The 13,186-nt window shown below is 61.0% G+C and carries 9 protein-coding genes; 6 read left to right on the forward strand and 3 right to left on the reverse strand.

Annotated features, from left to right (window positions below; all coding sequences use genetic code 11):
* The 6 genes from BSU04_RS03490 to BSU04_RS46220 all read left to right on the forward strand — a co-directional run.
* Positions 1-229: transposase (locus tag BSU04_RS03490; protein ID WP_144021110.1), on the forward strand; the 229-nt coding region annotated here is incomplete at its 5' end.
* Positions 230-477: 248 nt separating this feature from the next.
* Positions 478-3,672: an efflux RND transporter permease subunit gene (locus BSU04_RS03495; RefSeq protein WP_089159284.1), complete on the forward strand. Its 3,195-nt coding sequence runs from the start codon at positions 478-480 to the stop codon at positions 3,670-3,672.
* 39 nt (positions 3,673-3,711) lie between these two features.
* Positions 3,712-4,917, forward strand: a complete 1,206-nt coding sequence (locus tag BSU04_RS03500) for an efflux RND transporter periplasmic adaptor subunit (RefSeq protein ID WP_089159285.1) — start codon at positions 3,712-3,714, stop codon at positions 4,915-4,917.
* Positions 4,914-6,407, forward strand: coding sequence for an efflux transporter outer membrane subunit (locus tag BSU04_RS03505; protein WP_089159286.1), 1,494 nt, complete (start codon positions 4,914-4,916; stop codon positions 6,405-6,407). The genes BSU04_RS03500 and BSU04_RS03505 overlap by 4 nt, the downstream gene beginning before the upstream one ends.
* 297 nt (positions 6,408-6,704) lie before the next feature.
* Positions 6,705-7,796, forward strand: a complete 1,092-nt coding sequence (locus BSU04_RS03510; RefSeq protein WP_089159287.1) for a calcium:proton antiporter — start codon at positions 6,705-6,707, stop codon at positions 7,794-7,796.
* Between the two features lie 209 nt (positions 7,797-8,005).
* Positions 8,006-8,155 carry a hypothetical protein gene (locus BSU04_RS46220; protein ID WP_179258188.1) on the forward strand — a complete coding sequence of 50 codons (150 nt, stop codon included), beginning with the start codon at positions 8,006-8,008 and terminating at the stop codon, positions 8,153-8,155.
* Between the two features lie 186 nt (positions 8,156-8,341).
* On the opposite strand, the gene BSU04_RS03515 is transcribed toward BSU04_RS46220, so the two are convergent.
* From BSU04_RS03515 to BSU04_RS03525, 3 genes are all read right to left on the reverse strand, one after another.
* A complete protein-coding gene (locus BSU04_RS03515) occupies positions 8,342-9,736 on the reverse strand; it encodes an NCS2 family permease (RefSeq protein WP_089159288.1) in 1,395 nt (464 codons plus the stop codon).
* A gap of 329 nt (positions 9,737-10,065) precedes the next feature.
* Positions 10,066-11,793 (reverse strand): gamma-glutamyltransferase, encoded by a 1,728-nt coding sequence (gene ggt / locus BSU04_RS03520; RefSeq protein ID WP_089159420.1) that lies wholly within the window; start codon positions 11,791-11,793, stop codon positions 10,066-10,068.
* 293 nt (positions 11,794-12,086) lie between these two features.
* On the reverse strand, positions 12,087-13,016 hold the full coding sequence (locus BSU04_RS03525) for a LysR substrate-binding domain-containing protein (RefSeq protein ID WP_089159289.1): 930 nt from the start codon (positions 13,014-13,016) through the stop codon (positions 12,087-12,089).
* Positions 13,017-13,186 lie beyond the last annotated feature (170 nt).

Raw genomic sequence — 13,186 nt, forward strand, 5'->3', positions numbered from 1 at the left:
GGCCACCCCGATGCAAAGCATGGCGCATCGCCTGAAGACAAAGGCCGGGCGTGCCCTGTATGCCTTGCGCAAGCAGACGGTCGAACCCGTCTTCGGCATCATCAAGTCGGTGATGGGCTTTCGGCAGTTCTCTTTGCGCGGTCTGAAAAAGGTCAATGGCGAATGGAGTCTGGTTTGCCTGGCCTGGAATGTGAAGCGCATGGCCAAATTACATCAAGAATTTGGATAACTAAGGAAATAACGGGGAAACCCGTCAAAATTTCACCTCTCCTGCTGTTTTTTAAGCACGTCGACCATTGGGTGGCACTTTTCCTGTTCAACTCCGACACGCTGCTAGTGTTTGCCCTAGCTATGCGCGGAAAACCACGCGCAAACGCTCGCGCCATTTGTTTAAGACGGCGTATTTGTGTCATCGTCGTGGAAGTTCTCGTGCGGGCCGCGAGAGGCAAATGAACTCAAACGACAAGCCAACTTTCGATGTGGATCGTCAGACTCGCTTTATCGCGTCCGTACACGTTTATCGTGGTGTCGCTGTTGCTGCTGATCATCGGACCGCTGACGATCCTGCGCACCCCTACCGATATTTTTCCGAACATCGATATTCCCGTCGTCAGCGTGATCTGGTCTTACAACGGCCTGCCCCCTGATCAGATGGAGCGGCGCATCACGCTCAATTACGAGCGTGGTTTGTCGGTGGCGGTCAACGATATTGAACATATTGAATCGCAGTCGCTGCCGGGCATTGCGATCATCCGCATCTACTTCCAGCCGAATGCCAACGTTGATGAAGCGATCGCGGAAATCACCGCGCTGTCGCAGACTCAGTTGCGCTCGCTGCCGCCGGGCATCACGCCGCCGAACATCCTGCGCTTCAACGCGTCCACGGTGCCTATCCTGCGGCTCGCGCTATCGTCAAGTTCTCTGACTGAGCAGCAGCTTTACGACTACGGCAACAGCTTTCTCAAGACCCAGCTTGCCACCGTGCAGGGAGCTTCCGTGCCGCTGCCTTACGGTGGCAAGCAACGCCAGATCATGGTCGATATCGACTCGCGCAAGCTGCAGGCGAAGAACCTCTCGCCCATGGACGTGGTCAATGCGATCAGCGTGCAGAACCTGATCTTGCCGACCGGCACGACCAAGATCGGGCCGACGGAGTATTCGGTTGGGCTCAACGCGAGCCCTGGCAGCATTGAAGGGCTGAACGACATTCCGATCAAGACCGGGCCCGGCGGCACGATCTACATCAAGGATGTTGCACACGTTCGCGATGGCTTCCAGCCGCAAACGAACATTGTGCGGGTGGACGGCACGCGGGCCGCGCTGTTGACGGTGAACAAGAGCGGCAACGCGTCGACACTCGATATCGTCTCGCGCGTGAAGGAGCTGTTGCCGACATTGCGCGGTCTCGTGCCGGACTCGCTCAACATAGAACCGACGTCCGATCAGTCGCTGTTCGTGCGCGCGGCGATCTCGGGCGTGCTGCGTGAAGCGCTGATCGCGGCCGGCCTCACGGCGCTGATGGTGCTGCTGTTTCTCGGTAGCTGGCGCGCGACGCTGATCATCGCGGTATCGATTCCGCTGTCGATGCTGGCCTCGCTCGTGGCGCTGGCCGCGATCGGGCAGACCATCAACATCATGACGCTTGGCGGCCTGGCGCTGGCGGTGGGGATTCTCGTCGATGACGCCACCGTCGCGATCGAAAACATCTCGCAGAACCTGGAGCAGGGCAAGGAACTCGAACATGCGATCCTCGATGGCGCGCAGCAGATCGCCGTGCCGACGCTCGTGTCCACGCTGTCCATCTGCATCGTGTTCATCCCGATGTTCCTGCTCACGGGCGTCGCGCATTATCTGTTCGTGCCGCTGGCTGAAGCCGTGGTGTTCGCGATGCTTGCGTCGTATTTCTTCTCGCGTACGCTGATTCCGACGCTCGCGAAATACCTGCTGCGGGGTCATCAGCAAATGGGCGGCGATGTGTCCCGCCTCAAGGGTTCACGCAATCCGTTCGTGCGCATTCACGTCGCCTTCGAGCACCGGTTCGAGAGCGTGCGCAAGCGTTATCGCGGCGTTCTTGAAGCGCGTCTCGCGAACCCGGGACGGTTTTCGCTCGTGTTCCTGCTCTGCTGTCTGCTGTCGTTCGGACTCGCGCCGTTCCTTGGGCGCGATTTTTTTCCGACCGTTGACTCGGGCGAAATCGCGTTGCATTTCCGCACGCACACTGGCACGCGGATCGAAGAAACCGCGGCGCTGACGGATCGGATCGACCAGCGCATCCGCCAGTTGATCCCGAAGAACGAAGTACGTTCGATCATCGATAACATCGGCTTGCCGGTATCCGGCATCAATCTCTCGTACAGCAACACGGGCACGATCAGTTCAGCCGATGCCGACGTGCTTGTCAGTCTCAACGAAAATCACAAGCCGACCGCTGACTACGTGCATGAACTGCGCAGGCGTTTGCCGCACGAGTTTCCGGGCGTCGAGTTCTCGTTCCTGCCGGCGGACATCGTGAGCCAGATACTGAACTTCGGCACGCCTGCGCCGCTTGATGTTCAACTGGTTGGACGCGATGTGAATGGCGCCCGGGTTTTCGCGCAGCACTTGTTGCAGAAGATCCGGCGCGTGCCGGGTCTTGTCGATGCCCGCATCCAGCAGCCTTCCGACCTGCCGCGTATCAATGTTGAGGTGGATCGGACCAAGGCGCTGCAAGCCGGGTTCACGCAGAAGGACGTGGCGAACAATCTGCTCATCACGCTTTCAGGAAGCCAGCAGACCACGCCCACGTTCTGGCTCAATCCGGCGAATGGCGTGAGCTACAACGTCATCACCACCGCGCCGCAATACGACATGGATTCGCTGCAATCGGTCGCCAATATTCCTCTCAACGGTCCAACTGGCAATACGAATTTGCTCGGGTCGCTGGCGAACTTGTCGCGCACATCGGTCGATGCCGTGATCAACCACTACAACGCGCAGACCGCCATCGATCTGTACGCGACCACCGAGGGGCGCGACCTGGGCGGCGTATCCGACGACGTACAACGCTTGATCGACGACTCCCGCAGCCAGCTTCCCAAGGGCACCCGGATCCAGATCCGCGGGCAGGTGGAAACCATGAACGCGTCGTTCAAGGGATTGGCGCTCGGGCTGATCCTCGCGGTGGTGTTCGTGTACTTGCTGATCGTGGTGAATTTCCAGTCGTGGCTTGATCCGTTCATCATCATCACCGCGTTGCCGGGAGCGCTTGCGGGCATCGTGTGGATGCTGTTCCTCACGCATACCACCTTGTCCATTCCGGCGTTGACCGGGGCGATCATGTGCATCGGTATCGCGACGGCGAACAGCATCCTGGTGGTCAGTTTTGCGCGCACGGAGTTGCAGGAGCATGGCGACGCCGTGGCGGCCGCGCTCGAAGCCGGGTTCACACGTTTCCGACCGGTCCTGATGACTGCGCTGGCGATGATGATCGGCATGGTGCCCATGGCAATCGGACTAGGCGAGGGCGGCGAGCAGAATGCGCCGCTCGGGCGCGCGGTGATCGGCGGGCTGATGGTCGGCACGGTGGCCACGCTGTTTTTCGTGCCCGTGGTGTTCTCGATGGTGTACCGGCGGGTCGCGGCACGCGACGACAAAGCCGGCACGGACGGCGCGCACGTGCCGGGCACTGAATAAGCGACAGCGACAAAAAACCGAGCCGTATCTGGAGCAACGATGGGAACGCAACAACAGGAACCGCATGGAAAACCACCGTCGCGACGCAGCCGCTGGTGGCTGCTTGCCGTGATCGTCGTGGTGATCGTGCTGGCGGCGCAGGGCATTTTTTCCAGGCATGCGGCGCACGCGGAGCTGGAGCGCGACGCTGATCGCAACAGCGTGCAGACCGTCGAGGTGATCCGGCCGATGCGCGCGAAACCATCGCAGGAATTGATTCTCGCCGGCGATATCCGCGCCTTCTCCGACGCCCCGATCTTCGCGCGCACGAGCGGGTATCTGCGCAACTGGTACGTGGATATTGGCCAGCATGTGAAGAAAGGCCAGTTGCTCGCGGAGATCGATGCACCGGAAACCGACGATCAACTGCGGCAGGCACGTGCCGACGAACAGACCGCGCGGGCAAACTACACGCTGGCGAAAACCACGTCCGACCGCTGGGCGTCGATGCTGAAAAACAATTCGGTATCGCGGCAGGAAGCGGACGAAAAGAGCGGTGATCTGCTGGCGAAGCAAGCGACGCTGAATGCCTCGCAGGCCAATGTGTCGAGGCTTGCGCAACTTGCGTCATTCCAGAGGGTGTTGGCGCCGTTCGACGGCGTGGTGACGGTGCGCAATACCGACGTAGGCCAACTGATCGACGCGGGCAGCGCGAGCGCAAGCCGTGAACTGTTCCATATCCAGGATGCAACCACGTTGCGCGTGTTCGTCGATGTCCCGCAGAATGATGCGCGGCTCGTGCATGTGGGCTTGCCGGCCGAATTGCTGATGAACGACCAGGGACGCCGCAAGTTCGAGGGCGTAACAGTGCGGACCGCCGGCGCCGTCGACCCGGTCGCTCGCACGATGCGCGTCGAGGTCGATGTCAAGAATCCCGCCGGCGACCTGCTCGCCGGCGAATACGCCCAGGTGCGCTTCAACCTGACCAGCGACGATGCCGCGCTGATGTTGCCGGGCAATGCGCTGCTGTTCAGGCCGGAAGGCGTGCGCGCGGCGACCGTCGATTCAAATGGGCGGGTCAAGTTGGTGCCGATCGTGCTCGGCACCGATTACGGCACACGCGTAACGATCCAGTCGGGCCTGACAGGTGACGAGCGCGTGATTGTGAATCCGCCGGATGCGATCGTCGACGGTGCCGTTGTCCGGATTGGGAAAAGCGCGCCGCAGGGCAGCAAGGCAGCGTCGGAAGGGGAGACAAGTTCATGAGCGCGGCACGGTCATATTTGGTCGCCGGGGCCGTGTCGATGCTCGCCGCTTGCACGGTGGGTCCCGATTACGTCCGGCCGGTGGCGCCCGTGCCCGCTGCGTACAAATCCGCTGATCCGCAGGCGCTGGCGGCATCGAAGGACTGGAAACCCGCTCAGCCCGCCGACACGCATCCTCGCGCCCCGTGGTGGGAAAGTTATGGCGATCCGCAACTGAATCAACTGGAAGTGCAGGTGGCGGCTGCGAATCAGGATGTGGCTGCAGCGGCGGCGCGCTTCAGGGGTGCGCGGGCCGCGGTTGCGCAGAGCCGCGCGCTGTATTTTCCGACCGTGAGCGCGAACGCCGCGTTTAATCAGACGCGTGTCTCGCAGAATGTGCTGTACAAGTCGAGCGCCGGCGTCACGCTGCCCGACTATTCGATCAACGCGCAGGTTTCGTGGGAGCCGGATCTGTGGGGCCGCATCTCGCGGGCGGTGGAGGGCGGCCAGGCGCAAGCGCAGGCAAGTGCGGCGGACTTGCAAAGCGCACTGCTATCCATGCAGGCCGAACTCGCCACCGATTACTTCGATCTGCGCAGCACTGTGCAGGAGGAGCGTCTGCTGCAACAGACACTCGACGCTTACCAGAAGGCGCTCGGTCTTACGCAGGACCGCTTTGATCACGGCGTGGCAGCTGAATCGGATGTGGCCCAGGCACAGGAACAGCTCAAGTCGACGCAGGCGCAACTCATCGACCTGGAGATCACCAAGAGCAGCCTGATTAACGCCATCGCCATTTTAGTGGGCCAGCCGCCGTCCTCCTTTTCCCTTGATGTCGCGCCGCTGAATGAACGCCAGACGCCGAACCCGGCGGTGGTGCTTGAGGTCTTGCCGCTGGGCTTGCCGTCGACCCTGCTGGAAAGGCGGCCGGATATTGCCGCGGCGGAGCGCCGGGTGGCCGAAGCGAATGCGCGAGTCGGCGTTGCGACGGCGGCGTTTTTTCCGAACCTGATGCTGGCGGCTACCGGGGGCCTGGAGGCCACGAACTTCAGTTCCTGGCTGATGGCGCCGAGCCGCTTCTGGTCGCTCGGACCGCAACTGGCATTTACCGTCCTGGACTTTGGCGGCCGGGCGGCGGCGCGCGACGCGGCACGTGCTGCCTACGATGAACGCGTGGCGAATTATCGCCAGACAGTGCTCAGCGCGTTCGGGCAGGTGGAAGACAACCTGACCGGACTTCTGGTATTGCAGCGCGAGGCGAACGCTCAACGTGAAGCCGTCGATGCCGCGCAACGTTCACTCGGCAGCGTCAGTAATCGTTATGAGAACGGTGCGGTGACGTATCTGAACGTGGTGGTGACGCAGACGATCGTGTTGTCGGACCAGCGAGCGGCCGTGCAGATCGAACGCCGCCGGATGGAAGCGAGCATCGCGCTTGTGAAGGCGCTGGGCGGCGGATGGAGCGCTGCGGACTTGCCCACGAGTAGCCAACTGACACACGCTACCGACTAAAATCGAAGACGCGACTTATCCACATTTTTTGTGGATAGCCATGTGGACAACGTGCGTGAGCCACGGCCAACTCACTGACGCGTAACGGTTTACGGTTCCCCAACATTTCGCAGGCAGGCGCGCTGTCTACAGCCGCCAATGCATCTTCGGACGGTTGTTGCAAGCCCTGCGAGAGGCCGTCAGGGCCAAGAACCTGTAATCTGACGGCACTTTCAAGTATTCGGGCCGGACTAAACCCTACATCCGGTCGGCCTTCCCGACACTTCCATCCACACGCAGCACCGACCTGGAGCATCGATGAAATTCAAGCTGGACTGGACGTGCATTGCGCCATTTGCCGCACTTGTCATCCTGGGACTGACGTTCGCCATGCCGAACGGCTTCCTGTTAGTACTCGCCGCCATCGCACTCGCGGCGGCCGTATTTGCCGCGGTTCACCACGCCGAAGTGGTGGCGCATCGAGTGGGCGAGCCGTTCGGCACCTTGGTGCTCGCGATCGCGGTCACGGTGATCGAAGTGGCGTTGATTGTTTCCGTCATGGTGTCGGGCGGCCCGGAAAAAGCGGCGTTGCCGCGCGACACTGTATTCGCCGCGATCATGATCGTGTGCAACGGGATTGTCGGGATTTGCCTGCTCGTGGGCGGCATGCGCCATCACGAGCAGAATTTCCAGTTGCAGGGCGCAAGCGCGACACTCGCCATCCTGTGTGCGCTGTCGGTGCTGACAATGGTTTTGCCCAACTTCACCAGCACGGTGATAGGGCCGGGGTTGTCGACGTCGCAACTGGTGTTTGTGGGCGTGACGTCGCTCGTGTTGTACGTTGTGTTTGTGTTCGTGCAGACCGTGCGGCATCGCGACTATTTCCTGCCGCCGGTACCCGCGCTCGATCCGAATCGAGCCGAATCCGACGACGTTCATGCACCGCTTCCAACCGATGGTTACGCGTGGGCCTCGGGCGGTTTGCTGCTGCTTTCGCTGATTTCAGTGGTTGGGCTGGCGAAGTTGTTGTCACCGGCAGTCGAGGCGGGCGTTGCCAGTGCCGGCGCGCCTGAGGCGGTGGTGGGTGTGGTGATCGCCGCGCTGGTGCTGCTGCCGGAAGGCGTCGCCGCATTACGCGCAGCGCGATTGAACCGGTTGCAAACGAGCTTGAATCTGGCGCTTGGGTCGGCGCTGGCAAGTATTGGGCTGACCATTCCAGCCGTAGCGGTGGTGTCGCTCGCGATCAGCCAACCGATCGCTCTCGGCCTGGGTCCGAAGGAAATCGTATTGCTCGCACTGACCTTGATAGTGAGTGTCCTGACGCTTGGCACCGGGCGCTCGACAGTGCTTCAAGGCGTGGTTCACCTGGTTATTTTCGCGACCTTCCTGTTTCTTTCCGTCGTGCCTTGAGCACGCTCGTTGGCGCAGAGGGCGTTCCTCTGCGTCCAGTACCGGCTTAGAAAACAAGGGCCAGTCCAATCCAGCTTGAGTTACGCGCTGTTGCGTTGACGCTGTCTATATCCCGCCGATCTCAAAATCTTTTTGCAATGCAGCATCGAATGCGTATAATAAGGGTATTCCCTAACGGGTAATCCCTTAATTCGCGCTGAGGTGCTCTCATGAAAACCACCGCTCAAAGTTCGCTGATCGTTTCGTTCGGTTCCTGGTTCCGCAAGGCGAAGGCTGTCGTGCGCCGCGAAGCTGCCCATGCGCTGAACCTGCATCTGCAAAATTGCGCAGTGCTGGCTGAAGCGTATCGCCGGAAGTAAATCGGTTGGAGCTTGGCCAATCGCTGAATCGACGGTCTGATCGAGCCGCTTCATCGCTCTCGAACGCCGATCAGGCTGCCTTGTCTGAGTCAAGGCGGTTGCCGGGAAATGCCGGCAACCGGGGCGTGTCAATACTGAACGTGCTGGAACGTGCTGGCTGAGCTAAACGCTTGCTAGCCCGTCAGGTCAGATTGCCCATCCGCCGAGATAAAACGCGGCGAGCACTGCGGCAATCACCACCGTGCCAACGTTCAGCTTCTTGTATTCGCCGGCTATCACGCGCCCGACCACGAGCGTACAGAAGCCGAGCATGATGCCGGTCACAATATTGGCCGACAGCACAATGAATACGGCGCAGACAAGACCGGACATGGAGTCGACAAGATCGTCCATGTGAAGCTTGCTCACGCTTGCCAGCATCAGCAATCCGACGTACATCAGTGCCGGCGCCGTTGCGTACGAGGGCACAAGTCCAGCGAGCGGCGAAAAGAACATCACCAGCAGGAACATCACGCCAACGGTCGCGGCCGCGAGGCCTGACTTCGCACCGGCCGCTACGCCCACTGTCGATTCAATATAGGCCGCAGCCGGCGCACCGCCGAGACACGCGGCGACGATCGAGCTGACCGAGTCCGCCGTCAACGCCCGGCCGCCGTTCACAATCCGGCCTTTCTCATCGATCTGACCTGCCTGCCCTGCCACCGCGCGAATCGTGCCGGTGGCATCGAAGACGGCGGTCATCACCAGTGCAAACACACTCGGCAGCACGGCCAGCGAAAGGGCGCCGCGAATGTCCATCGCGCCGATCAGCGAAGCATGGCCAGGCGCGCTCAGCGAGGGCAGCGCGAACACGCCGGTGAAACGGACGGCGGGATCGAAGGCCAGTCCCAGCGCCGACAACCCGACCACCACCAGCAAGATCCCGCCCGGCACCCGCCGGCGTTCCAGCCCGATGATTGCCGCGAGTCCGAAGATCGACATCAGCACCGGAAACGCGGTGATATGGCCGAGCGAAACGGGCAAACCAGCGCCCGGGTTCTTGACGATCAGGCCGACATCGTTCGTTGCGATCAGCAATAAAAACAAGCCGATCCCGATCCCCGTGCCATGTGCGACGCCTGCCGGCAGATTGCGCAGGATCCACGAGCGCACGCCGGTGACGGAGATCGCGGTGAAGGTGACGCCCATCAGGAAGACGGCGCCGAGCGCGACGGCCGGTGAGAGCCCTTTGCCCAACACCAGCCCGAAAGCGGTGAATGCGGTGAGCGAGATGGCGCAGCCGATCGCGATCGGCAAGCGAGCCCAGATGCCCATCAAGAGCGAACCGAACGCAGTCGTCAGGCACACCGCCACGAAGACGGCGCGTGTGTCGAATCCGGCCTTGCCGAGCATCTCCGGGACGACGAACACGGAATAAACCATCGCCAGGAAGGTAGTGATCCCGGCGATTACTTCGCGCCGTTGCGTACTGCCGCGCGCACTGATTTGAAAGTATCGGTCGATCAATCCGCCTGATTGGGACGCGGGTGCGTCATCCTGGATGTCGATGCCGCCAAGTGGCTGGATGTGGGGTTCCATCATGAGCTGTTCTCCTTTATCAGCAGGCTGAAACAAGTGGGCTGGGCGGTCAACAGCCGTCCGGGCACGCTGTCTTCAGGGTCGTCTCGATAGGTTTATTTATAGTGTTGGCGGGAGCCAACGCATTGGACTGGGGCCAGCACAGAGACTAGGGCAACATTAAGCCGCCTCCAATCTCAAAAACGGGATTCCAGTCATGCCGCGATCCTTATAAGGTCCGTTCCAATACGGCTTTGAGGGAATTCGCGCACGGTATAAAAGCAAAAGGGCCCGGTCTTGAGTGACCTGGCCCTTTTGTCTGTCTAAAACCGACCTGGAGCTAACGCGCCCGCTTACTGGATCACGCGCGTCACGCCCCGGCCGCGCGGATCGGCAGCAGGTTCCGGCGTTTTGTCATCGATCTTGATGACCTGGATATCGCCGTTGAACCCCTGCTTTGTCAGGGTATATCCCTTCGCCTCCAGTTGCTTCGCCAGATCGCCTTCAATGGGCTTGTACGGCTCCCAAAAAATCGTGTTCGGCGGCAGCAACTGATGATGAAAACGCATTGCCGCGACTGCTTCAGGCAAAGGCATCGAGAAGTCATAGACGTTGCTGATCACCTGAAAGATCGATGTGAAGATTCGCGAGCCACCCGGCGTCCCGATCACCATGGCGACTTGATCGTCCTTCGTGAGGATGGTCGGTGTCATCGACGAAAGCGGACGCTTGCGCGGTTCAATGGCGTTCGCGTCGCTGCCCACTACGCCGAACATGTTCGCGACTCCCGGCTTCGAGGAGAAGTCGTCCATCTCGTCGTTCAGCACGACACCCGCGCCGTCCACCACCACACCAGAGCCGAAATAGCCGTTGATGGTGTACGTATTCGATACCGCATTGCCCCACTTGTCGACCACCGAGAAGTGCGTGGTTTCAGCCTTTTCCGGCATCGTGGTGCCCAGGCCCGGAACGACGCTCTTGGTATCCGACGGCGCGTCGGGATTGACCTCGGATGCACGCTTCAAGATGTAGTCGTCGTCGATGAGTTGCGCGATCGGCACCTTGTAGAAATCGGGGTCCCCAAGATACTGGGCGCGATCCGCGAACACGCGTTTTTCAATTTCAGCCGTCAGGTGAATGTATTGCGCGGAATTGAGCGGGACGTTGGCATACTTGTCCTTGAGATCGGCCTTCATCTTCAGCAACTGGACCAGACCGATACCGCCGGAACTCGGCGGCGGCGCCGTGATGATGCGATAGCCGTTCCAGCTTGCGAGCACCGGCTGCCGCCAGACCGCCTTGTATTCCTTCAAGTCCTGCGATGTGATCAGGCCATGGCCGGCCATGGCCGTGGAAATCAGGTCCGCCGTCTGGCCTTCATAGAAACCCTTCGCACCCTTGTCCGAGATGCGTTGAAGCGTGGCAGCCAGTTCCGGCTGCTTGAAGTTCACGCCTTTATTCAGGCCTCCGAAGTAACTGTCGAAATTGGTCTTGCCTGCGAAGTCCTTCGATGCGGCGTCCTTGCGTTCCTGAAGTTGGTCGCTGACTTCAAAGCCGTCCTGCGCATACTTGATCGCGGGTGCGACGACCTGTTTCCATTTCAGCTTGCCGAAGCGCTTCTGCGCTTCCCACATGCCCGACACCGTGCCCGGCACGCCGACCGCGCGATACCCGTACAGGCTCATGCCCTTGATGACTTCGCCCTTGTCATCGAGATACATGTTCTTCGTGGCTGCAATGGGGGCGCGCTCACGGTAGTCGAGGAAGTAGGGGCGATGATCCACGTAGAGCGTCATGAAACCGCCGCCACCCAGGTTGCCGGCTTCCGGATACGTCACCGCCAACGTGAAAGCGATCGCGACCGCCGCATCAACGGCATTGCCGCCTTCCTTGAGGACCTGCTCTGCGGCATCGGCTGCGAACTTGTCAGCCACTGCCACTGCGGATGCCGTCAGGACAGCGGGTTGCGGCGCGACTTTCGCGTAAGCGGGTGTGCTTTCGACAAACCCGAACGAGAGCGAAAACGCCGCAGCAGCGAGCGTTCCAAGCGCGAACGGACGTGCGCGATGCAGCGAACTCATGGACTTCTTCATGGACATCTTGCTCCTCCTGAAAATGGGCATCCGCCTGGGGTAATGGTCTGTTCCCGTCGCTTTTCCGGCGAAGCGCTCAGGCGGAGACGCTCCGGGGCTTATACCACGGGCGTAATTGATTACGAAAGGGTGGGAAGCCCCGTGCATGACCTCGAGCAGGGGCGTGATGGTCCGGCGTGGGGGATCACAAGTTACGCGAACCATCCGGCCAGGGGGGCCATCACGACCTGTGTTGACGGCGTCCCGCCGCTGCGGTGAAAGCGCGGAGCGGGGCGCGAGCGTCAGGCCTCGGCGCTTGCGGATGCCGGTGCTTCGTCGAGGGAGTACGTTGCCACGACACGCAGCACGGACTCGCGAAACGAAGCGACCAGATCCGAGCGTATGCCGCTGCTCGGATACGACAGCACGTATTCGTATTCGATTGCGGCATCGAACGGCCGCACGACCACGCCGTGCGCGCGCCACACCTTGGCTGCAAACGGTTCGACGATCGATACACCCAGGCCGCCCGCGACCATCGCATAGCGCGTGTGCGCGGTATCGGTCAGCACTGTATAGTTCGCCCGGTCTTCGCCGGCCGAGAACACCGATTGTTCGGCCGCATAGGGTTGCCTTGAGTTCGGCACCCAGCCGATGATGCGTTCGCCGCGCAGGTCTTGCGCCCGCACGGTTTTTTTCTTCGCCAACCGATGCGACGCCGGCATCGCGCACTGCGCCCGCGCGTGCAGCAGTTTCTCCACCTCGATTCCCGCAACTGCCGCAAACGCCTGGCTGATGGCGACGTCCGCCTTATGGTTTTGCAGGATCGTAAGCACCTCGGGGACCTTTACCGAGTCGACACGAATGGGCACGCCCGGATGACGCTCGACGAAGTCGGCCAGGATGGGCGGCAGCAGGGTGCTCGCGATCACCGGCATGCACGCGACGGTCAGCCCTTCGGACGCTTCGTCGCGAATAATCTCGGCGACCTGTTTCAGGCGCTCCAGCCCCAGGAAGTTCTCTTCGACCGACTTATAAAAGCGCAAGCCGGCGTTAGTCGGATTCAAACGACCGCCCACGCGGCTGAACAGGCTGAAACCGAGGTCAGCCTCTAAATCCGCGATCAGGCGGCTGATGGCGGGCTGAGTGACGTGCAGCGCGCGCGCGGCGCCGACGCTAGTACCCATCATGATCAACGAGCGGAAAGCTTCTATCTGTCGAAAACGGATCATTGTCTCGAATCACCTTCTACGAATCCCAAGGACGCCGATGGTAGCGCGAACCACGCGTGCCTGCTGACTTACGGCCGCGCGCGCGTATATGAAGCGCAAGTGAAACCCTACACCGCTTGCCTATACCCAAAACACATGGCCTATAAGCACATGTGAGTGGATTCCACTTT

This window comes from Caballeronia sordidicola, from assembly GCF_002220365.1.
Taxonomy (GTDB): domain Bacteria; phylum Pseudomonadota; class Gammaproteobacteria; order Burkholderiales; family Burkholderiaceae; genus Caballeronia; species Caballeronia sordidicola_C.